Annotated in this window: 17 protein-coding genes; 10 read left to right on the top strand and 7 right to left on the bottom strand. The window is 61.9% G+C overall.

What is annotated here, in order from left to right:
* Positions 1-30: 30 nt before the first annotated feature.
* Positions 31-1,404, bottom strand: coding sequence for an MFS transporter (locus VNZ65_RS09890; protein WP_325668468.1), 1,374 nt, complete (start codon positions 1,402-1,404; stop codon positions 31-33).
* A gap of 140 nt (positions 1,405-1,544) precedes the next feature.
* Positions 1,545-5,093, bottom strand: coding sequence for a Dyp-type peroxidase (locus VNZ65_RS09895; RefSeq protein ID WP_325668470.1), 3,549 nt, complete (start codon positions 5,091-5,093; stop codon positions 1,545-1,547).
* Between the two features lie 277 nt (positions 5,094-5,370).
* Between VNZ65_RS09895 and VNZ65_RS09900 the strand changes: the two genes are divergently transcribed.
* On the top strand, positions 5,371-6,519 hold the full coding sequence (locus VNZ65_RS09900) for a JmjC domain-containing protein (protein ID WP_325668471.1): 1,149 nt from the start codon (positions 5,371-5,373) through the stop codon (positions 6,517-6,519).
* 158 nt (positions 6,520-6,677) lie between these two features.
* Here the strand turns inward: VNZ65_RS09900 and VNZ65_RS09905 are convergent, their stop codons facing one another.
* On the bottom strand, positions 6,678-9,284 hold the full coding sequence (locus VNZ65_RS09905) for a TonB-dependent receptor (protein WP_325668472.1): 2,607 nt from the start codon (positions 9,282-9,284) through the stop codon (positions 6,678-6,680).
* Positions 9,285-9,693: 409 nt separating this feature from the next.
* Here VNZ65_RS09905 and VNZ65_RS09910 point away from each other — a divergent pair, with 409 nt between their 5' ends.
* Positions 9,694-10,644: a LysR family transcriptional regulator gene (locus VNZ65_RS09910; RefSeq protein WP_325668474.1), complete on the top strand. Its 951-nt coding sequence runs from the start codon at positions 9,694-9,696 to the stop codon at positions 10,642-10,644.
* An 18-nt stretch (positions 10,645-10,662) separates the two neighbouring features.
* Here VNZ65_RS09910 and VNZ65_RS09915 read toward each other — a convergent pair whose 3' ends face one another.
* Positions 10,663-11,640, bottom strand: a complete 978-nt coding sequence (locus VNZ65_RS09915) for a zinc-binding dehydrogenase (protein WP_325668476.1) — start codon at positions 11,638-11,640, stop codon at positions 10,663-10,665.
* A 328-nt stretch (positions 11,641-11,968) separates the two neighbouring features.
* The gene (locus tag VNZ65_RS09920) at positions 11,969-12,889 is read right to left on the bottom strand and encodes a LysR family transcriptional regulator (protein WP_325668478.1); all 921 of its coding nucleotides are present in this window, start codon (positions 12,887-12,889) and stop codon (positions 11,969-11,971) included.
* A gap of 161 nt (positions 12,890-13,050) precedes the next feature.
* Here VNZ65_RS09920 and VNZ65_RS09925 point away from each other — a divergent pair, with 161 nt between their 5' ends.
* From VNZ65_RS09925 to VNZ65_RS09940, 4 genes are all read left to right on the top strand, one after another.
* Positions 13,051-14,004, top strand: a complete 954-nt coding sequence (locus tag VNZ65_RS09925; RefSeq protein WP_325668480.1) for an alpha/beta hydrolase — start codon at positions 13,051-13,053, stop codon at positions 14,002-14,004.
* 34 nt (positions 14,005-14,038) lie between these two features.
* A complete protein-coding gene (locus VNZ65_RS09930; RefSeq protein WP_325668482.1) occupies positions 14,039-14,233 on the top strand; it encodes a hypothetical protein in 195 nt (64 codons plus the stop codon).
* Positions 14,234-14,425: 192 nt separating this feature from the next.
* The gene (locus tag VNZ65_RS09935) at positions 14,426-15,124 is read left to right on the top strand and encodes a dienelactone hydrolase family protein (RefSeq protein ID WP_325668484.1); all 699 of its coding nucleotides are present in this window, start codon (positions 14,426-14,428) and stop codon (positions 15,122-15,124) included.
* A gap of 166 nt (positions 15,125-15,290) precedes the next feature.
* Complete coding sequence (locus tag VNZ65_RS09940) at positions 15,291-16,553, top strand: MFS transporter (protein WP_325668486.1); 1,263 nt, start codon at positions 15,291-15,293, stop codon at positions 16,551-16,553.
* Positions 16,554-16,785: 232 nt separating this feature from the next.
* On the opposite strand, the gene VNZ65_RS09945 is transcribed toward VNZ65_RS09940, so the two are convergent.
* Positions 16,786-19,326: a S9 family peptidase gene (locus VNZ65_RS09945; protein WP_325668488.1), complete on the bottom strand. Its 2,541-nt coding sequence runs from the start codon at positions 19,324-19,326 to the stop codon at positions 16,786-16,788.
* Positions 19,327-19,563: 237 nt separating this feature from the next.
* Here VNZ65_RS09945 and VNZ65_RS09950 point away from each other — a divergent pair, with 237 nt between their 5' ends.
* Both VNZ65_RS09950 and map read left to right on the top strand, forming a co-directional pair.
* On the top strand, positions 19,564-19,833 hold the full coding sequence (locus VNZ65_RS09950; RefSeq protein ID WP_325668490.1) for a ParD-like family protein: 270 nt from the start codon (positions 19,564-19,566) through the stop codon (positions 19,831-19,833).
* Entirely contained in the window at positions 19,830-20,624 is a 795-nt protein-coding gene (gene map, locus VNZ65_RS09955) for a type I methionyl aminopeptidase (RefSeq protein WP_325668492.1), read from the top strand. Before VNZ65_RS09950 ends, map begins: the two co-directional genes overlap by 4 nt.
* 100 nt (positions 20,625-20,724) lie before the next feature.
* Here map and VNZ65_RS09960 read toward each other — a convergent pair whose 3' ends face one another.
* Positions 20,725-21,657: a LysR substrate-binding domain-containing protein gene (locus VNZ65_RS09960; protein WP_325668494.1), complete on the bottom strand. Its 933-nt coding sequence runs from the start codon at positions 21,655-21,657 to the stop codon at positions 20,725-20,727.
* 174 nt (positions 21,658-21,831) lie between these two features.
* On the opposite strand from VNZ65_RS09960, the gene VNZ65_RS09965 reads away from it, so the two are divergent.
* Both VNZ65_RS09965 and VNZ65_RS09970 read left to right on the top strand, forming a co-directional pair.
* On the top strand, positions 21,832-22,131 hold the full coding sequence (locus tag VNZ65_RS09965; protein WP_325668496.1) for a DUF4148 domain-containing protein: 300 nt from the start codon (positions 21,832-21,834) through the stop codon (positions 22,129-22,131).
* 135 nt (positions 22,132-22,266) lie between these two features.
* Positions 22,267-22,668 (top strand): DoxX family protein, encoded by a 402-nt coding sequence (locus tag VNZ65_RS09970; protein ID WP_325668498.1) that lies wholly within the window; start codon positions 22,267-22,269, stop codon positions 22,666-22,668.
* Positions 22,669-22,791 lie beyond the last annotated feature (123 nt).

Genomic DNA, 22,791 nt, shown 5'->3' on the forward strand with positions numbered 1-22,791 from the left:
TCCTGCCCTGACACGGCGGGCGCATGACAGTTAAGCCGGCAACGGCCGCAGCGCAGGGCGGGAACACAGCCACCAGACCATCGCAGCGGCCAGCGCCGTCGCGGCGACAATCCCGAGCACTACATGCATGGCAGTTTCGAAGGGCTGCAGCGCTGCGATAAACGCACCGAAAATTGCCACCCCCAATGCAGCACCGGTTTGCCTGGCCGAGTTCAATACAGCGGCGGCCACGCCGGCGCGGCTTTTTTCAACGGTGCCCATGGCTGGCGCGGTCGCCGCCGGCGAGACGAAGCCGGCGGCCAACCCGATCGCCAGCATCGGCAGGATAGCGATCGCATACGGCGCCTCTGGTCGCACCAGCAGCATGCCCAAGGCGCCGATGGCATACAAGCCGAACGCCAGGCACATTGACCAGCGCGCGCCGAAGATGCGGGCCAGGCGGCTGGAAATCAGCCCGCCCAGCGCGACCATGACGGTCATCGGCAGGAACGCCAGTCCTGCCTGCAGCGGCGAATAGCCGGCGGCCCTTTGATAGTAGATGCTGAAGGTGAACAGGACACCGTAAAAGACAAACGCCGATATCAGGGAGGCAAAGGCGGAGGCTGCGAACAGGCGGTTCCTGAAGAACGCCAAGGGCAGCATGGGGTGAGGTTGCCTGGTTTCGATCCTGAGGAACAGAAAGCCGGCAACGCCGCAGAGCACGATGCCGGCGCCCACGGGCGGCGAATGCCAGCCCAGCGCCGGGCCTTCGATCAGCACCGCGATCAGGCTGCCGAGTGCAATGATCGCCAGGATCTGCCCGGAAAAATCAAAATGGCGCGAGCGGATCGCCTGGTCGCGCGCGACCGACCATGTCAGGCCTATGCCAGCCAGACCGAGCGGCAGGTTGGCAAAGAAGATGCTGCGCCAGCTGAACCAGTGGATCAGCACGCCGCCAAGCAGCGGACCGCAAGCCATGGCGATGCCGCCGCATCCCATCCAGACGCCGATCGCCGCGCTGCGCCGGGCCGGATCGGGATAGGCCTGGTTGATCAGCGACAAAGAACAAGGCACCAGCATGGCGCTGCCGATGCCTTGCAGCGCGCGCGCCAGCGCCAGTGTGCTCAGATCCGGTGCAAAGCCGCAGAGTGCCGAGGCCAGCGTAAATACGGCCAGGCCGGCCAGGTAGATGTTCCTGGCTCCCAGGCGGTCGCCCAGCGTGCCGCCGGTCATGAGAAAGCTGGCGAATGTCAGCGTGTAGGCGTTGACGATCCATTGCAGTCCGCTGACATCGCTGTTGAGCGTACTGCTGATCTGCTCCAGGGCGACATTGACGATCGAGGCGTCGAGCAGCACGATGGTGTAGCTGATGCTGGTCGCCGCCAGCACCTGGCGCGCCCGGCGGCCGCTGTCGGCCGTGCTCACGGCAGGTCCTTGGCTATCTTGCTTCCGTGTTGCGCTGTCATTGCTGGTCTCCAGTCAGGGTCTGGAGACCAGTGTACTTTTCCCTCTGCGGCTGATGCTTCGACGCGTGGCGAAGCGTGGGGCTGGCAGAGCGCCGCGGCTCACTCTCCGGGCGTGAAATACTGCCGGCGCTGGTGCTGTTCCTGGTGCATCGGGAACATGGTGGCGTAGAACTCGGTCCAGCCGCCCATGCGCACCCGTACCAGGTTGTAGCGTTCCGGATCGTTCACCGCCGCCTGGTAGGTGGCCAGGTCGGCACAGGTGAGGGTGATCAGGTTGGAGCCGGTTTCGCCACGCGCATAGGCTTTCACGAAACGCTGCAATTCCTGCAAGGGAAAGTCCTCTTCGATATTCATGTCGACCGGCGAGGCATTCGACAAGCCATATTCGATGGAATCGACGCGCCAGCTTTTCAGCGCCTGATAGATGTTGCGGAAAGCCGGCGCGGGCGGCAGGTCTTGCGGCGCCGGCACCGGCGACAGGTCAGATGCGATCGGCATGCCGTTGCGGCGGCCGTCGGCCGAAGCGCCGCAGGACAGGCCGTCGCCGACATAGCCCTCGAAGGTGCCGATGCCGGGCGTGATCACGAACTCAGCGCTGCCATAGCTGCTGGCGATGCTATCGAGCGCCGGCTGCAATGCCGGATGCGGCTGACGGATCACATCGACGCAGATGCGCACGGTGTGATCCATCAGCCAGGCGCCGAGGGCGTTGACCTCGGCATCGCCACTGCCCCACTTGGGCAGCGCCAGCGCGGCCGTGCGCAGCTCCTGATAGCGGCGGCCGCGTTCTTCGGCATCGGCCGGGCCCAGCAGCTGGCTCTGGTAAGGTTCGATCATGTTGAAGCCCCAGTCGTTGATCAGGCAGTCGACCAGTTCCGGCAGGGTAGTCAGGGCAGTGGCCGGATCGAACACCAGCTTCTGGATCGCATACAGCGAATCGATGGTGTTGGAGACGCCGACGCACAGCGGCGCGATCATGTTGAAGCGGGCGCCGCCGGCGGTCAGGTCGCGCCCGGATTCGGCGCAGCCTTCGATCAGCGCCGACAGCAGCGGGCTGGGGCAGATGCCTGCCAGGTTGCCGAAGCCGCCCAGGATCACGTTGTAGCTCTGGATGGTGATCCACTCCAGCTGCTTCAGGAAAATTTCCTGCAGCTGCCTGAAGCTGGCGATCTCGGCCGCCGGCGGCGAACGGAAGGTCTGCTTCAGTCCGCGCAGGTAGACCGGGCCGGCCTCGCCATAGCAGGCGCCCTGGTTCAGGGTCTGCTCCAGCGCCGTCATCGGCGTCACGTTGTTGAAGGAAAAGCCGGTGGCGCCGGCCAGCATCGGTTCGTAGCAGCCATCCGCCGCATAGTCGCGCGACCAGCGCAGCGTCACCTGGCTGCCGGAAGCATGCAGCGCTTTGCACAAGCGATCGTCCTGGTACAGGATTGGATGAGCGCCGCCGGCCAGCAGGCATTTGGCGGCTTCATCCATGATCTCGTCCGGAATGCCTTCGTACACCCGCAACGACAGCGTCGGCGCGTTGACCGGAATCCGCCGCGCTGCCTTCAGGCACAGCATGGTGACCGGATTGACGCCGCCGGTCGGGCTGGCGTCGTCATTGGCGATATAGCCGCCGACTGTGATCTGCTGCACCCATTGATTGATGCCGCCGCCCTGCGGAAAATTGCCGCCGTAGCCGCACACGGCAGTGGTGCCGTAGTTGACGTAGTCGGTCACCAGGCCGCGGTTGACGAAAGCGTTTTCACCGATCTTGAGCCACAGGCAATCGATGATTTCCTGCGCCCGTTCGGGCGCGATATTGTCACGTTGCAGCAAGGGCCACAGGATCTGGTCCAGCCGTCCCAGCGAAGTCAGTTCGCCCACCAGGTGCAGGCAGCAATGGAAGGAAAACACCAGCTGCACGCCATCCAGGAAACTGACCGGGGCGTCGCTGCGCAGGTGGCGCAGGCGGGCAGCGACGTCGCGCATGTTGTTGGCGTTTTCCGCCGTGCCGGAGAGCTGTGCCGCGTTGGCGGCGGTCTCGGCCAGGGTCGCCCAGTTGCCCAGGTATTCCTGTACCCCTTCCAGCGACAGCAACGCGGATGCATAGAATTCCAGCCGCTGCAGCAACACGCCGTCGCCGGGCTTGTCTTCTTGCAGCAGGGCCGTCGCTTCCATCTGCTGCTGCAATTCGGCGATCAGGCCGCCCAGGCCCAGCGTCACCAGTTTCTGGTAATGCGGCACCACATGGCCCATGGCCGACCACTCGTTGAGCTGGCCCTTGAGCCAGGCCGCCACGGTTTCATCTTCGCTCAGGTAGGGCACCACTTCCTTGCCGCGTCCCAGCGTGAAATCGGGAATCACGCCGACCACCAGTTCTTCCGGATAGATGCGCAGCAAGCCGTTCTGGCGGGCGATATCGGATTGCGGGCTGGACAGCAATCCGGCCAGTGTCTTGTGATTGGCCAGCGCCTTGCGCAGCGCCACCGAAGCAGTCAGCGACGGCGCTTCCACCTCGCTCACCAGTTGCGACAGATGCGGCAGGCGCGGGAAAGGATTGCGTTTCAGCCAGCCGTCGTTCCAGTGGGAGAATGCCCGTCCCAACAGGGCCAGCAGGCGCGGGCTGGGCGGATCGCCGGCAATGTATTTGCCTTCGCTCATCTGGTGCAGATAGTCCTGGCCGTTGTAGAACAGGTAGCCGTTCTTGCTGCGCACCTGCCAGTGCGGATCTTCCTGTACGTCGTCGACGACGGCCGCCGGCACGTTCAGCTCTTGCGCATTCGGCACATACCAGTAGCTGCCGGCGACACCCTGCACCACGCTCATCAGGCGGTCGGCCGGGCGCTCCGGCAGTTCGCCCATCATGTGCTTGATGATGGTTTCGAAGCGCGGCTGGTCGTTGCAGAAGGCGACGAACATCAGTCCCTTTTCGCGCGCGGCGCTGCCCGCATGTTCGCCGAACGGCAAGGCCTGGCGCAGCAGCTTGAGGTTGTCGCCATTACTGTCGAGCACATGCACGCGGCGGATGTGCGCGTTATGGTCGTGCTGCGGCAGGATGGCGCCGGCAGGATCGCGGCCCAGCATGGCGTCCTGGGCGTCGGGCAGCATGTCGCCGATGCTGCTCCACTCGAACAGGAATTTCTGCGTGAAGCCGTAGCATGCGCCCTGGAACTCGCCATCGACCAGGATGTCGGCCGCCAGGCTGACCGGATCGCTGGGATTGGTGATGCCGTCCAGGTAGCGTCCACCCATCACCTTGCCGTCCGTCCGTTTGCCGATGGCCAGGATCTCGATCTGCGCTGCCAGCGCCTGCAGTCCCGGGCGCACGCTTTCCATCAGCTGGGCGGCCGCCGCGGCATTGTCGGCCTTCACGTAAAGCAAGACATCGCCGCCGCTGTCGCGCAGCTTGGGCGAGCTGTTCAACACCGTGCGCGCTACCGGAATGGCGCGATCGTGCCAGCGGCCCCACAAGCCGGGGTCGAAGGCTGCCACCAGGCCGGCCTTGGCCGGCGATGCCTTGGCGGCCTGCGCCAGCGTGCGCACCAGGCTGAGCAATGCCGCTTCGGTGGCTGCGCTGTGATCGTGCAGGGTGATGGTGGCGATCTGGCCGAAAATGGCACGGGTCAAGAGGCCGTACTGGGAGTGTCTGATAGCGTCGATAAACATCTTGAGATCCTTATCTGAACGTGGCGCGAAGCCGTGAGAAAGCGATTGCCGCTGGCAGCGGACCGGTGTGGCTAGACTATTTTTTATTTCTCCGTGGAAATTTATTCTATCGGAAAGCCATGCCGCGGATAGCAGCAATCTGCAGCTACTGTCAAATTTGACAGTAGGCGCCCCGGTTATATTGCAATGTGGAAATATTAAGTCTAGTCTTTATGCAAAGCAGCCAGGCTCGGGGCTGCTCTCCGAATCGACGGGGGTGATGATGAAAAAGCTGGGAATGGCTGACCTGATCCATCCGCTCACGCTGGATACCTTCATGACGCGCTATTGGCAGAAGAAGCCCTATGTGGGCCACGGCTCGCCGCAGCGTTTCGCCGAAATCGCCGCCATTCCCGAGCTGGCCAGCATCGATGCGCTGCTGGAAGCCTGGCGCGGCGACGCCGATGCCTGGGCCCCGCGCGATACCAGGAATCCGCTGATCAACGCCAGCGCGCGGCAGCTGCCGGCGTTCTATGAAAGCGGCTACACGCTTTATCTCAGCAAGGTCGAGGACCATGTGCCGGCGCTGGAACCGATCGCGCGCAAGCTGGAGCGCGACCTCGGCCTGCGCCAGGACGACGTCTATTTCGAAGCCTTCATTTCCAAAGGCACCGGCTCAGGATTTCATTTCGATCCGAACGTCACCATCAACATCCAGCTGATCGGCAGCAAGCAATGGTGCGTCGCCGAAAACAAGCACCTGGTCAACCCGCATGTCGGCTGGTCGGCCGGCGCCGAGGTCAATGAACACATGCAGCGTTATGCGCGCCAGCCTTTCCCGACGCGCATGCCGCCTAACTGCCGGCGCTTCGAAGCCAAGCCCGGCACACTGGTGTACCTGCATCCCGGCTACTGGCATTGCACCCTCAACCACGAGCCTTCGCTCTCGCTGCTGTTCACCATCAATCCGCCTTCCTGGACCGATCTGCTGATGGATGAAATCAGGGACTTGATGCTGAAGCACGACGGCGGCCGCGAACTGGCCTTCGGCCTCGCTTCCACAGCCGGCCGCGAGCAAAAGCGGCAACGCCTGCAGCAGTTGATCGAAGCCGCCGGCGCAGCAGTGGCGCAACTGTCCGCCGACGACTTGCTGGCCGACTGGGGCGGCACGCTGACCGCTTCGTTTGAACGTAATCCGCAGATCGTCTGCCGCGTCGACGCCGGCCGCGGCGGCCAGGACGATGTGCTGGTGATCCAGTCCGGCCGCAAGCAGGAGCGCAGCGTGCTGGCGCCGGATGCGCGCCAGGTGCTGAGGTGGGTCAGCGCGCGGAAAAAATCGTTCCACGGCCATCAGGCCGCCGAGGCGACCGCAGCCGTGGCGACTACGCGGGTGGCGGAAATACTGGAACAGTTTACAGATGCCGGCTTGATCTTGAGGGGAGGGTAGTGCCCGAGGCGAGGGACTCCTGCGGCGTCGATGCCGCGGGAGCGCCAGGGTTGCTAGCCGCACCGGATCCGGGATGAGCGCCGCAGGGACGTAGGGTGGGCAGATTTTCTGCCCACGCTGGATTTTCTTCCCGATTGACCGGCGCTGCCGCTACGCAATCACAAGAACTTGTAGCTGGCGCCGACTGTCAGGACGCGACCGCGCGGATCGCCCTGCGTGATGTCGAAATACGGACTGCTTGGGTCCCACGACGGCTTCTGGTTGAACAGGTTTTGCACCCCCAGCCTGAGCGTCAGGTCGCGCACGCCCTTGTAGCTCAAGGTCCAGTCGACCGTGCTGTTATGCGCGACCGCGGCCGGGAAATCGTCCTGCATGCTGTTCTCGTCAATCTTGTAGCCGCCGGTGTAGTACCAGCTCAGGGTGCTGGAGACACTGCGGTAATCCCAGGTCAGCTCGGTGGTGCCGCGCCATTTCGGCAGCGCGCCGAAGGTATTGACGCCGCTGCCGTCGATGGCCGGCTGGCCGGCGACGCGCGGCTGGCGGAAATCGATCAGGTAGGTCCAGCCGCCATGCAGGGTGAACTTGCCGGCGCTGGCGGTCGGGATCACCTGCCGTACATCGATATCCAGGCCGGAGGTGACGCGGTTGCTTTGGTTCTGGTACTGGTTGCTGATGGTCAGCAGCCGGCCCTGGGCGTCGCGCGTGACCCGTCCCGGGAACTGCGCTTCGTTCAGCAGGATGTAGCTGGCGTCGTCCGGTCCGATGATGCCGCTCTGCTCGATATGATAGTAGTCGAGCGACAGGCTGGTGTTCCTGGCCGGCGACAGCACTACGCCGAAATCGAGGTTCTTGGAACGTTCCGGCTGCAGCTTGGGATTGGCTTGGTAGACGCCGGTGTAGCCGACGCTTTTGCCAGGCGTGACCGGATCGCGCGGATCGATCGCCGAGCCGTAGCTGATGGCATTGCTGCTGGTGATCTCTGGCAGCGAAGGCGCGCGGAAGCCGCGCGAGGCGGTGCCGCGCAACAGCAGCCAGTCGGTCGGCTGGAAGCGCAGGCTGAGCTTGGGCGAGAAGGCGGTGCCGAAATCGCTGTAGTGGTCGACGCGGCCGGCGAGATTGGCTTCCAGCGTCTTCAACACAGGAATCTTGAACTCCGTATAAGCCGCGGTGACGTTGCGCGAACCATTGATGATGTCGATCGCAGGGCGCAGTTCGGTGCCGGACAGGACCGCGCTGGAGGTATCGGAATTGATCGACTCTCTGCGGAACTGGGCGCCGCTGGCAAAGCCGAGGTCACCCGCCGGCAAGGCCAGCAGCGAACCGGTGATTGTCGCATCCAGTGAGCTCAGCTTGGATACCGCCGGACGCAGCGTCGCCAGCCGCAAGGCATCGACGGCGCTGGCCGGATTACCGGTCGCCGCCAGGTTGTAGCCGCCGTTCGCCAGCAGCTGCTGGAAAGCATAACGGTTGCCGAAGTTGCCCACGGTTTCTTGCAAGCGGCTTTCCGAATGCAGCCCCGAAACGTCCCAGTCCCAGCCGCCGTCGAGGCTGCCCTTGAAGCCGAGCATGGCGCGGCTGAACTGGCTGACGTCGGTCTTGCCGCGCGCTCCCACATCCCACAGATTGGTATTGACCGCCGTCGGCCGGCCATAGGGATTGGCCGGATTTCCCACCGGCAGCGTGGTGTCGACCGGCACCAGGCTCTGGCTGGCGTTGTTCCATGCCCGCAGATTGCTGCTGATCGCCAGCGGTCCGCCGAAGACGAGGCTGGCCGAGCTGCGGCTGTACAGCAGTTCGCTGTAGGCCTGTACATGGTCGTTGATCTGCAGCGTGCCGTGCAGCAGCGCGTGATAACGCTCGATAGCCGGCATCAGCGTGTCGTACTGCGCCGGATTGTAGGCCCACACATCGCCCTGCTTGCCGGGCGTGATGGCGCCCCACGGCACGCGTTGCACCGGCCCGACGGCATTGGCGAAACCTTGCCGCGGATCGTTGTTGTAGTAATTGGTCGGGGTCCAGCCCAGGCGTCCGCCCGGCTGGCCGCGGAAATCGGCGTTGCTCAGGTAGCCGACATCGCTGGCGCGCAGCTCCTGGCGTTGCTGGCCGTCCAGCGAGAAGTACACGTTATAGCCGTCTTTATCCAGATCGCCTTTGCCTGCCAGGATATTGTAGGTGCGCTCGTTCTGCCCGGTGCCGCTGGCGGATTTTCCCAGGCTGCCGCCGGTCTCGATACCCTCATAGCTTTTCTTCAGGATGATGTTGACCACGCCGGCTACCGCATCCGAGCCGTAGACCGCGGAGGCGCCGTCCTTCAGTACTTCGATGCGTTCTACTGCGGCCAGCGGCAAGGAGTTGATATCGACAAAGGTGTCCTGCAGATCCTGTGCGGTGGCGTAGTTCGCCAGACGCTTTCCATCCAGCAGGATCAAGGTGTTTTTCTGCCCCAGCCCGCGCAGCGATACGCCGGCGGTGCCGGCGGAAAAACTTCCAGTGTATTGCTCGTTGAAGCTGTTGCCGCTGTTGGCGGAAATGGCGCGCAGCACGTCCGGCAAATTAGTCTTGCCGCTGGCCTGGATCTGTTTGGCGGTGATGACCTGTACCGAGCTGGCGCCGGCAGCGGCGGCGCCGCGGATGTTGGAACCGGTCACCACCACCTGGTCGATCTGGCCAGCCTGCTGAGCTGGGATTGGATCGGCAAGCTGGGCAAAAGCCGTGTGGCTGGAAAGAAGAGCGCTGATCATGGCAGCGAGTCGTGTGAGTTTCATGGCAGCGTTTTGATAAATGAGTCAGTTGAAAAAAATCCCGGCATGCCGGGACGCCGTCGGCAGCCGCAAGAGCGGCGCAACGGATTTGAACAAGGCGACAATATGTATCGTTACGTTTCAAAAAGTAACGAATATTTTCAGATGAGAATATGCGCTGTGCTGTAAAGTCTTGGATGCGGCAGATGTCGCGCTGCCTTGATGCGGAGGAAGAAGGTCATGTCAGCCACGGACATTTCAGACGGATGATTCGATCTCGCCGGCGCTCAGTCGCAATCTAACCAACCCCTCGCAGAAAGCGGACCAACATGCTTCCGATCATCGCGCCAATCACGTTTAACACGCGGCCAGTTTCCCGCCGGCAGATCAGGGATTGCCGGCGTTCCGCATCCGTCAATGCAGGAATATCCAAGTGAAGGGCGTCACCATTCACCAACTGCGCTGTTTCGATGCGGTGGTGGAGGAAGGCGGCTTTCAGGCGGCAGCGGAAAAATTGCACCGGACTCATCCGACCATTTGCACTGCGATCAAGGTTCTGGAAGAACAATTGGGCATTTGCCTGCTGGACCGCAGCGGCTATCGCGTCACCCTGACCGAAGCCGGCGAGGCATTCCATCATCGTGCCCAGCTGTTGCTGCGCGAAGTCGAGGGACTGGACGGGTTCGCCGCCAATCTGGCGGCAGGTGAAGAGCCCGAACTGCGGGTCGTGATCGGCGATCTTTGTCCGCTGTCGGCGATTGTCGGTCTCCTGCGCAAATTCTTCGATGGCCGCAACACGCGCTTGCATCTGCACTTCGAAGCGATTTCCGGTCCGTGGGAACGCTTGTTCGACGGCGACGCCGATCTGATCGTCCATCATATAGACCAAAGCGATTCGCGTATCGAATTCATCGAGCTGTCCGAGGTGCAACTGGTGCCGGTCGTGGCGCCGGGATTCATTACTTTCCCGCTATCCGGCGGCGTCACGCAGCGACAGATGCGCGACCGCCTGCAATGCATTATCCGCGATACGGCGCGCCATTCTCCGCAGCAGAATTATTTTCTGATCGACGGTTCTCCGCGCTGCACGGTCGGCGATCAGTTCATGAAAAAGGAAGTCATACTCCAGGGCATGGCATGGGGGCACATGCCCTTGTATATGATTGAGCAGGAACTGCACGACGGGCGTCTGCTGTCGATCGCCGGAAAGCACTTCCCGGGCAATAGCGTGAAACTCGCCGTCGCCCGGCTGCGCAACGGCTCGCACGGCCCGATCGCCAGCCGTCTATGGGACTATATTTCAGGGCAGGCCGAAAGCCTGCGTCTGGCAACATCTGGCCTGACAGGAAATCTACCATGCATGAATGCCCGGCAGACGCCATGAAAAAATTGCTCGCGCGGGTTACAGCAAAACGACGATTTTTCCCTGTACCGAATTCGATTCCATCAGGTCGTGCGCCTTCGAAATCTCGCTGAAAGAAAAGGTTTTCTGAGGCAATGCCTTATAGATCCGGTCGGTGGCCCGGTCAACGATGGTCTGCATCGGGATGGACGACAGCGGAAAGTCCTTGGCGCCGAAGTTGAAGCTGGCAAAAAAGCTGAAATTCACGGAAGACGGCATATCGGCTAACGGGTTGAACGGGATGGGATCGCTACCGCCGAGAAAGCCGGCGTTGCAGACATGGCCTCCTTTCTTGACGCCTTTGAAGGAGTCCAGCATGGTTGAATTGCCGATGATATCCATGACGCTGTCGATGCCATCGGGATACAGCTGGCGGATCTGCGCGCCGGTATTGCCGTCTTCCAGTATCACGTGCCTGGCGCCCAGCTCTTTCAACAGCCCGAAGCTGTCTTGGTTGCGGGTGGATGCCAGCACCTGGACTTCCTCAGTATTGGCAGCGATGTTGATGGCCGCCTGGCCCAGGGCAGAAGTGCCGCCGCGGATGAAGACGATATCGCCTTTCTTGAGTTTCAGGTTATCGTGCAAGACCGCCCACGCCGTCGCATAAGACTCCGGCAGGGCAGCGAAATCTTCCCACGGGATATTGGTATGCACGACGAACACGTTGGCGGCAGGGACGCTGGTGAATTCCGCATAGCTGCCGTTGGTCTTGCGCCCCATGCCGCCCATGATCGCGGCGACGGTCTGGCCTTTCTTGAGCTTGCCGGACGGATCGTCCTCCACCTGGCCGACGCATTCGATCCCGGTGACTTTGGCGACGTCGCCGAACAGTCCGCGCCGCATATAGGTTTCCGCGCGGTTGACGCCAAACGCCTTGACCTTGATCAGGACCCTGCCAGCCTTGGATTGCGGTACAGGGATGTCCTTGATTTCCAGCTGGTCGCTGCCGCCGTATTGCTTGATTACTATCGCTTTCATATGGGCACCTTGAATTTATTCAGAGAGAATCTTGCGTTTGTGATTCTGCGCAGGCAGCGGCTCATTTGAAACAACAAAGTTTCAACACTCAATGTAGATTTCCCGCTCCGCAGATGGTGTTATGGCTGGAGTCTGCTCTAGGGTGACGCGCTACCAAGGGTGGTCAGCCACCCGCGAACGGATGAATGCTCTTCTGATAGAGGAAAAATTCGATGGGATTTTCGGTTTCAGGCAAGGCGCCGTGCTGGCGGCCTTGCTGGTCGACCTTTCGCTGGCCGCGTGGTCGTCCGGATTACAACGAAACCGCCGGATGCTAAGCCCAGCGCTCTTATTTATCCGGCTCGGCAAAGCGACCGGCCTCGGCGAGAAACTGCTGCACGGCCGGCGGCGTGCCGGCCGCCTGGCAAACCAGGGTCAAAGGCGCCCGCAGTTTCGCGCCGCTTTCGAGAATGCGGCAATACCTCACCTGCTCCGAGTGAAAGCCATGCATGGATGCGGGCACGATCGAAACACCGACACCGGCGGCGACCAGGCAGATATTGGTCAGCATGCCATCCACTTCGACCGCGATGTCTGGCGTGAACCCGGCCTGTACGCAAGCTTCGATGAAATTGGCATACATCCCAGATGCGCCCGGCTTGCGGACCAAAATGAATTGCTCGCCGCGCAGGGATTTTAAAGAAATCACCGGCATTGCCTTCCCCGCGTTTTTTTTGAGAAGTGCATGTCCCATGGGGAGGACCAGCAGCATTTCTTCCTCAACCAGGCGATGGAACGCCAGTCCGGCAGGCTGGCTGACCGGCATGCGCAGGAAGCCGGCATCGAGTTTTCCTGACGCAATGGCGGCCGTCAGTTCGGCGGCGTTACCCTCGCTGAATTTCATCACCACGGCTGGCCTTGCGTTGCGATAGGCCTGCAAAATCCGCGGCGTCAGCGGATGCGCCGCGGCCGAGCTGGTCAAGCCTACTGTAATGATCCCTTCGATGCCGTTGGCGGCGCGCGCTGCCCGTTGTGCCGCCTGGGTGACATTGGCCAGTATCGTTTGCGCTTCGTGCAGGAAAGCCGCGCCGCCGATGCTGAGATCGACCCCTTTCGGGTGGCGGTGGAACAAGGCAAATCCCAATTCCTGTTCCAGCGCGCGGATCTGCTGGCTGAGCGGAGGCTGCTGCATGTTGAGCCGGCGCGCCGCGCGGGTGAAATTGCGCTCTTCGGCGACAACCACGAAATAGCGCAGATGCCGGAGTTCCATGGCTGCCTCGATTCGATATGTTTAAAGTATGGAGTAGCCCATTTTATTGTATTTTACATTCCGAGAACGCGCTCTTACTATCAACAAGGGCAGCGCACGCAGATCCGGCTTATGCCAGCGCCCGACGGGCACCTCTTACCAACCTTACCGAGACTTTCGCAATGGACAACATAAAACGTCGCACCCTGTTGGGCATCGGCATGCTTGGCGCAGCGGCGCTGGCCAGTCCGCGGCAGCTGTACGCCGCCGCATTGTCGGCCGGAGAAACCGAGATTCCGCTGTGGCCAGGCGACAAGCCGCCCGGCGGCAGCGGCCCGCAAGGAGCGGAGCGGACCAGTGCGAAAGGATCGGTGACCAATGTTTCGCAGCCGCGCATGGTGGTGTATCGTCCGCAGCGGCCTAACGGCTGCGCCATGCTGGTGATCGCCGGCGGCGGCTACACGCATATCGAGCGCGGCACGGAAAGCATCCCGGCGGCGCGCTGGCTGCAGTCATTGGGCGTGACCGTCTTTGAACTGGTCTATCGCCTGCCCGGCGAAGGCTGGATCAACACCGCGCCGTTCCAGGATGGACAACGGGCCATGCGCCTGATCCGGGCCGCGGCGTCGAAGTACGGCCTCGACGCCAAGCGCATCGGCATCCTGGGCTTCTCCGCCGGTGGCCATCTGGCCGGCACCACCGCGGCGGAGCCGGACGCACCGCGCTATGCGGCGATAGACATGGTTGACCAGTTTTCCGCGCGCCCCGATTTTGCCGGCCTGATCTACCCGGTGCTGACCTTCATGCCGCCCTACGACAATACGCATTCGCGCCGCGAAATCGTCGGAAAGCATCCGGACCTGGCTCAAAGCGAAGCATTTTCGGTAGAGCACCATGTCGGCGCCCGCATGCCCGCTGCTTTCCTGGCGCAAGCCGCGGATGATCCGATCTCGCCGATCCAGAACAGCCTGCTGATGTTCAATGCGCTCAAGGCCGCGCAGATTCCGGCGGAAATGCACGTGTTCCAGGAAGGCGGCCATGGCTGGGGCTTGGGACCCGAGGGCAGCCTGGTGCATGCCTGGCCAGCCTTGTTCGAGACCTGGGCCAGGCATAACGGCTGGCTGGGACCGGTCTGAGGTCTGCGCGCAAATGAACGCCAAAGGAATTGCCGTGAATCTGTCTCAGCTGTCTGTATCAGAACTGCGCCTGCTGATGGCGCAGGTACAGCAAACCGGCAAGTCCGAAGAGCACGAGGATCTGGCGCAGGCACGTGCCGCAATCCTGGCCATTGCGCACGATGCTGGCGCGTCATTGCAGGATCTGTTTGCCGCGCCGCCAGCCGATCCCCGCCACGCAATCCGCTGATGCTGGCCAGATGCATCGCCCGCCGGCGCATTGCGGGCGCTCCGGCCGCCTTTTCCAGCTTCTGGTAGCATGCTGTTCGGGCACAGACTTGTGCCGCTGCGAAGATTCGCCCAGAGGCCGGTTTCAGCTGCCGCAAGCGTTGTTTCTCCCGCAAGACCCCGACATACATTCTTCATCCAGATAGGAATCACCATGAGCATTACTACCAAATGGATAGACATCGAAGCCGCCGACGGCACGTTCGGCGCCTACCTGGCGATCCCGCACACCGGCAAAGGTCCCGGCATCGTGCTGCTGCAGGAAATCTTCGGCGTCAACGAACACATTCGCACGGTTGCCGAGCAATACGCCAACGACGGCTACGTGGTGCTGGTGCCGGACCTGTTCTGGCGCATCGAAAAGCGCATCGAACTGGGCTATGACGACGCCGGCTGGAAACGTGCTGTCGAGCTGATGCAAGCCACCGATGTCGCCAAGGCGCAAGCCGACATCGCGCTGACTGTTGCCGCCCTTAAGGCACAGCCCGCGCTGGACGGCAAGCTGGCCGTGATCGGCTATTGCTTCGGCGGCAGGCTGGCGTATCACGCCGCAGCCGACGGCCTGGTCGATGCCGCGATTGCGTATTACGGTGGCGGCATCCAGAACCAGCTGCAGCGCGCCGACGAGATCAATGTACCGTTACTGATGCATTTCGGCGCCGCCGACAGCCACATTCCGCTGGATGCCGTGAAACAAATCGCCGAGCGCTTCGAAGATAACGACGATGTCGAAGTCCATGTCTATGCGGACGCCGAACACGGCTTCAACTGTTCGCACCGGGCCAGCTATAACCAGCGCGCCTCAGCAGAAGCACATGGCAATTCCTTGACTTTCCTCAGCGATCATCTATAAAGACATGCTTGGCCGGCGGCGGGTTTCGGTCGAAGCCGCCGGTCTTGTAAAAAACGCCATCCTCAGGGACCGGCGTTGCACGGATCAGTTTTTGCATCCCGGCTGACTTTGCAAGAATATTTTCATGCCGCCACAATATTCCTTCTTGTGAAACGTCTCCAGTGGCATGAACCCAATATCCCCTACCTCGCCCCCATCCACGCTGTTCTCCCGCTACCAGAAATTCGTGGTCGGCATGCTGGCCTTCCTGCAGTTCGCGGTCATTCTCGATTTCATGCTGATGTCGCCATTGGGCGCACTGATCATGCCGGCGCTGGCGATCGAGCCGAAGCAGTTCGGCCTGGTGGTGTCCGCCTATGCCTTCAGCGCCGGCATCTCCGGGCTGCTGACGGCCGGTTTCGCCGACCGCTTCGATCGCAAGAAACTCTTGTTGTTCTTTTATACCGGTTTCATCATCGGCACCTTGTGGTGCGGGCTGGCGCAAAGTTTTGAGATGCTGCTGCTGGCGCGCATCGTCACCGGGCTGTTCGGCGGCGTCATCGGCTCGGTCGTGCTGGCCATTTCGACCGACTTGTTCCCGCCGCAGATGCGGGGACGCGTGATGGGCCTGATCCAGACCGCCTTCGCCGCCAGCCAGGTGCTGGGCATTCCGATCGGGCTGTACCTGTCCAACCGCTGGAACTGGCATGTGCCGTTTCTGGCGATGGCGGGCCTGGGCGTGTTCGGCGGTCTGTTCGTGGCCTGGCGCATGCAGCCTGTCAATGCTCATCTCGGGCTGCAGCAGGAACACAGTCCGTGGATGCATCTGTTTCACACGCTGACCGAGCGGCGCTATCTGATGGCCTTCGCCACCACGTCGCTGCTGACCACCGGCGGCTTCATGCTGATGCCTTTCGGCAGCGCATATGCCGTCAACAATCTGGGCATCAGCCTGCATGACTTGCCCACGGTCTATCTGGTCACGGGCTTATGCACCATCTTCATGGGGCCTTTGATCGGCAAGGCCGCGGACGCCTTTGGCAAATTCAGGGTGTTCATGCTGGGCACCGCGCTGTCGATCACCATGGTGCTGATCTACACCCATCTCGGGCCGACCTCTTTGGCGGGTTTGATTGTGGTTAATGCGATTCTGTTCGTCGGCATCTTTTCGCGCATGATTCCCTACCAGGCGCTGGTATCGTCAGTGCCGTCGGCGACCCAGCGCGGCTCGTTCAGCGCCATCAGCGCTTCCATCCAGCAGCTTTCGGGAGGCGTCGCTTCCGTCGTCGCCGGCCACATCGTCACGCTCGGGGCGGATGGCAAGCTGCAGCATTTCGACGTGCTGGGCTACGTACTGGTCGGCACCTCGCTGGCAGCCTTGCTGCTGCTCTGGCGTCTCCAGCGCGGTCTCGGCAACGCGGCGACGCCGCTGCCTGCAGCGGCTCCTTAATACGAAAGCTTGTTCATATTTCTCTGTGAACAAAGGGGGGAGATTTCCTTGCCAGGAGTAGGGTGAGCACGCTTTTGTGCCCACGCTGATACCGATACAGCGCGGGCACAAAAGCGTGCCCACCCTACGCACGAGAATATTTTTGCATCTGTAGCAGATTCCGATGAATCATAAAAACGCCAGCCGATACGGGCTGGCGTTGGTGGCGCAGGCTACAGTGCCGCCGGTATTGCTAAGGCGCCGCAGTCGCCGCCGGCGTGCGCGGCGGCGCGTTCTTCACATAAGTGTCGAACCAGCGCAGCATTTCATACACCAGCTGCTCGTTCGATTCCTTGGCCGCATACCAGTGCGGTTCATGCGGCAGCATCACCAGGCGCGTGGTGCCGCCGTTGCCGCGGATCGCCTCGTACAGCTTGCTGGCCTGCAGCGGCGTGGTGCCGGGATTGGCATCGTCGGCGCCGTGCACGATGAGGATGGGCAGCTTCATCTTGTCAGCGTAGAAGAAGGGTGAAACCTTCAGGTACACATCTTGCGCTTCCCACACCGAACGCTGCTCGCTCTGGAAGCCGAACGGCGTCAGCGTCTTGTTGTAGGAGCCGCTGGTGGCGACGCCGGCGCGGAACAGATCCGAATGCGCCAGCAGGTTGGCGGTCATCAGCGCGCCATGGCTGTGGCCGGTGACGCCGATACGCTCGGGATCGGCCACGCCCAGCCGTACGGCTTCGTCAACCGCGGCCTTGGCATCGGCCACCAGCTGTTCCATATAGGTGTCGTAGGCTTTCTTCGGATCGCCGACGATAGGGAAGGCGGCGTTATCGATGATGGCGTAGCCCGCCAGCAGCAGCAAGCGGTATTGGCGCAGGCGCGTGAAAGTCTCTTGCGAGCCGGTGGTCTGGCCTGCCTTGGAAGCATCGGCGTAGTCGAGCGGGTAGGCGTACAGGATGGTCGGCACGCGCTGGCCTTCCTGGTAGCCGGGCGGCGTGTACAAGGTGAACGACAAATCCAGGCCGTCGGCGCGTTTGTATTTCACCAGGCGCTTCTTGATCTGGCGCACCACAGGCGTCGGATCAGGAATACGGGTGATGGCGGCGCTGCTCGAGGCGAAGGCGGCCTCGCCGGCGGCGGCGTCAAGCGGCGCGCCGACGGTGCGGATGAAGGCATTCGGCGGATCCATTACCGACTGGCGCCAGGTCAGGAAATTCTGCGCTCCTGCTCCCGCGAATCCCAGGAACTGCTCATAAGAGCTTTTGTCGCTGCGGAACAGGCGTTCCGATTTCAGCGTCTTCAGGTCGAGCTTGTCGAGGAACGGACGGTCGCCCTGGGGCGAAGCGCCGGCGCCGCTGAGGAAGATCGCATCGCCGTCCTGGCGCAGCACCGCGGCGCCGTTAGGCAGCAGGCGCCGGACCGGGCTGCCCGGATTTGCATATTTCTCGTCGGTCGACAGATCCCACAGCAAGCGTGGCTTCTGCTTTGCATCGTCGACATTGATCAGGAAACTGCGCCGCCAGTGGCGGTTGAAATCGTAGTCGGTCAGCAGCGCAAGATCAGGCTGTTCGGTCCAGGAGATGCCGACATAGCGTTGCTCGGTGCGCGTGAATTCCAGCGGCGCGGCATCGAACGGCGCCTTGGCCAGCATCAGCTTGTCGCGCGCCGGCACCTTGACCTTCCAGTCGCCGCCGTCGAGCGCTTCAGCCCAGATCAGAGTCGCCGGGTCGGTGGCGCGCCAGGAAAAGTCGCGCGGTCCGAGCGCCACGCCGCCGATCGGCACCCGGTCTGCCAGCGGCAGCGAGGCGATCTGATGCACTGCGATGTTCGGGCGCTTGGCAAGATCCCAGACTTCCACCTGGTGCGGAAAGCGGTCGAAGGTGGTGACGTAGGAATACGGCTTGCGGATGGCGCTGACCAGCACATGCCGTCCATCCGGCGCTGCCTCCACCGTTTCGTAGCGGCCCACGGCGCCGACCGGCGTCACCGCCAGGCTGCCGGCATCCACCACCGCCAGCTGCGACGCTGCGTAGTAATCGAACAGATCCTCGTCGTGCTGGTTGCCCAGCGTATCGCGGTTTTCGTAGGTGCTGCTTTGTCCCTTGCCGCCGTCCGATTCCTGGATGCTGGGGCCGGCCGGGATCACCGGTTCCGCTGGCGGCGGGCCCATGCGCGCCGGCACCAGCTTGACCAGCAGGGTTTTCTGGTCGGGCATCCATTGCAGCTGGTCTTCCAGCATCGGATTCAGATGCGCGCCCGGCACACGGCGGACGGCGCCGCTGCTGGCGTCGCCAACCCACAGGTCGACCGAATCGGCGCTGATGTTTTCAAAAGCGAAGCGTTTGCCGTCGGCGCTCCACAGCGGCCGGCCAGGGCAGGCATCGGCAGGCAGCGCAATACGGGTCTGGGCGCCATCCGGAATATGCACCAGTTCAAAACTGGTGGCGCAGGGCGTGATGCCGTAGCCGCCCGGCGTATCGTGCTTGCTGTGGTTTTTCGGTTCGACGCGCACCCCGGCCAGGCGCAGGAATGGCGCCGCCACCCGGGAAATCGACGGGTAGTCCTGCCAGGACACCAGCAGCATGCGGTCGTGGGTCGGGCTCAGCACTGGCATGGGCGGCGACGGCGCGCGCATGACGTCGAGGATGTTCTTGGGCGGCTGGCTGTAGCCGGAGCTGGCTGCGATTGCCGGCGCAGGGGCTGCTGCCGGCGCAGCGAGCGCGGCCGACGCAACGCCGCTGGCCAGCAACGTGACCCAGAGACAGGTCAGGGGAGATTTTATTGCCATTAATGTCCTCAGTTTTGTTTCGGATGCAATATGGAGTGTGTCGGCTTGATATGCGACCCTATTGATATTGCCATTTGAGACTGAAAAAAGGGCCATCTTTAGCGATTTTTTTAACAATTCGATGCGCCGTCGGCGGTGACGGCGTGCCGGCCGCGTGAAATCCGGCACGGGTTTGACAATGGCGAGCGACGTGATAATATACGTTTCATATATGAATCGTATAAAAGAAGGATGATCATGGGTATCGTTAAAATCTCCGACCTGATGCATGACAATCTGCGCACCGCAAGCGATGCGCTGAGCCGTTCCATCAATGCCCAGGCCGAACACTGGATGCGCATCGGCATGCTGTCCGAACTGCATCCGGATCTTTGCCATGGCGAGATCTGCCAGCTGCTGATGCGTGCCAGGCAGGCAGGCGACCAGAGCCTGGCGTTCTTTACGCAAGAACTGCCGCCTCCGGTTACGGCAGCGGCGCCAAAGACCGCGCGCAGGGTAGCGCGATGAGTCGGGCGGGCCACATCAAATCGCCGGCGGATATTGCCAAGGCGCGCATCGCCGGCGGCCTGGCGGCCGACGTGCTGCAGATGATCGCGCAGCATGTAAAGCCTGGCGTCAGCACTGAGGCGCTCGACCGCCTGTGCAACGACTACATCGTCAACGTGCAAAAGGTGATACCGGCGAATGTCGGCTACCACGGCTTTCCGAAAACCGTGTGCATCTCCGTCAACGACGTGATTTGCCACGGCATCCCGTCTGAGCAGGAAATCTTGAAGGACGGCGACATCGTCAACATCGACGTCGCCGTCATCGCGGATGGCTGGTTCGGCGATACCAGCCGCATGTATTACGTCGGCGAGCCCAGCGCGCTGGCGCGCCGGCTGGTCAACACCACCTACGAGGCAATGCGGGCCGGGATCCGCCAAGTGCGCCCCGGCGCCACGCTGGGCGACGTCGGCCATGCAATCCAGAGCGTGGCGCAGCGGGAAAAATTCAGCGTCGTGCGCGAATATTGCGGGCACGGCATCGGCCAGGTCTACCACGAAGATCTGCAGGTTCTACACTACGGCAACCCGGGCGAAGGGCTGCGCCTGAAGCCCGGCATGGTCTTCACCATCGAACCGATGCTGAATGCCGGCAAGCGCGAAACCGAGGAACTGGCCGACGGCTGGACCGTGGTTACCCGGGACCATTCCTTGTCCGCGCAATGGGAGCACATGGTTGCAGTGACGGAGGATGGCTTCGAAGTGTTGACGCCGTGGCCGGATGGTACCGGATCCTATCCGGCGATTGCCTGAGCGGCTTTGGCCGCGCCAGGCGCTGACGGAAAGCGGACAGGAGGCAGATCTGCCTCCTGTCGGAAGTCCATCATTACGTAGAAAAATCGTTCGCTGACCGTCAGTCGTTTCCCGACAGCAGCGCGATCCTGGCTGGTAGTTCCGTTTTCAGGAATTCGATATACGCTCGCACGGCAGGAACCACCCCGCGCCGGGTAGGAAACACCAGGCGTACTTGTCCGGCTGGAGGGCGCCAATCAGGCAGTACCCGTTGCAGCGATCCCTGCTCCAGCTCTTCCGAGCAGATGTGGCAGGGCAAGGCGATCACGCCCATATGCGCAAGCGCCGCTTTTTTCAGAAGCCGGATATTGTCGCTCCTCATGCGCGCCCTTAGCTTGACGATCTGCTGTTCGCCAGCCTGGTTCTGCAGGCGCCAGGCCGGCACATCTTCCTCCATGCCAAACACCAGCGCGTCCAGCGCGGCCAGGTCAGCCGGGTTTCGCAGCTGTCCGGCATGCTCCATGAAAGACGGACTCGCATAGAGTCCCCAAGGCGTCACGCACAAGTTGGCCTGGACCAGGCTGGAACTTTCCAACGGCAGGGAATTGATGCGCAAAGCGACATCGATTCTTTCGTCGATCAGGTCAACGTTGCGATTGGTAATCTGGGTCATGACCTGGACTTTGGGAAATTTCGCCATGAAGCGCGGCAAAAGATCGCTCAGCACCAGGTCAACCATGCCGTCGGGAGCGCTGATGCGGATTGTCCCTACCGGTTCGACCAGGGTACGCAGCACCACGTCTTCGGCTGCCTGGGCTTCGGTGATCATCGCCACGCAATGCTGGTAGAACTCGGCGCCGACATCGGTCAGCGCGATCCGGCGCGAGGTCCGGTGCAGCAAGCGGACACCGAGCAATTTCTCCAGTTCTGCAATGCGCCGGCTCAACCTGGATTTCGGTATGTCCAGGGCATCTGCCGCTGCGGTGAAGCCGCCGTGGTCGACTACCTGGACAAAGAAGTACAGATCGTTCAGGTCGATAGTCAGTTTGCTCATCAAAAGTTCCGCCTTTATCGTTCTATATACAGAACGGAAGATCACATTTTAGCTAATTTATCTTCATTTTCTTTGCGCATAGTATCGATCTCACGGTAAGACATGCTGGAAACAGTTTCAACAGAATGCCGACACCGTCGCCATCCCGGCTCATACTTTTACTGAAAGCGCAAAATGAACATCTCGAAACTACTCATTACCGCAGCGCTTGCCGCTGCCGCCGGCTCCGCCCTTGCTGAAGCCACTTATCCACCCGAAGCTCCTTTTGTCTCGAGCAAGACACGCACGCAAGTCATCGCTGAACTGGAACAGGCGCGCGCCGATGGCAGCATGAATTACGCGGCCTCTGCCTATCCGGTGCTGGAACCTGTCGCATCGACCACCACCCGCGCCGAGGTCAAGGCGGAGCTGAAGTCTGATGCCCCGGTTGCCAATCGCGAGCTGGATGAATTGCACGATAACGTTGGCCACTGAGCGGTGGCCATTGACCGACCATCAAGCAGGTCAGGTGGCGATACGCAGCACAGCACGTATTGCCACCGCATTGAATCACGTTTTTCCGTTAGCCTCATCAACTGAGCCCATCGTTATTTGAATCCCTAAAAAACCATGCAAACTTCTCCCGCACTGTATCGCGTCGGCCGTATCCTGCTGGCTTCATTGTTCGTCATTTCGGGCGTGCTCAAGATCGTCGACTTTTCCAGCGTGGTTGGCTATATGGATCGGATTGGCGTGCCGTTTGCCACGCTGGCCGTGCTGGCCGCGATCCTGTTTGAGCTCGGCGGCGGCCTGGCGATCCTGAGCGGCTGGCGCGTCCGCCCGGTGGCTGTGGCGGTGGCCGTGTTCACGGCAATCGCAACGCTGACCGCGCACCGATTCTGGCAAGCCGATCCTGCCGGCATGCAGAACCAGTTGAACCATTTCCTGAAGAATATCGCCATCATCGGTGCGCTCCTGATGTTGGCAGCAACCGCCGATGGTTCATTGGAAAAGAAACAAGATATGCACTAAGCTGCGGCGCGGCGCGCAGCCCGGCGATCCAGCTGGAATCCATGGCGGCGCCGGTATTTTTGTTATGCTATCGTCTTTAGGCTGGCCGGGCCACTGCCTGGGCCGGCGGACACCATTGACGGA

Origin of the sequence: Collimonas sp. (assembly GCF_035566555.1) — a bacterium.
Classification (GTDB): Bacteria; Pseudomonadota; Gammaproteobacteria; order Burkholderiales; family Burkholderiaceae_D; genus Collimonas.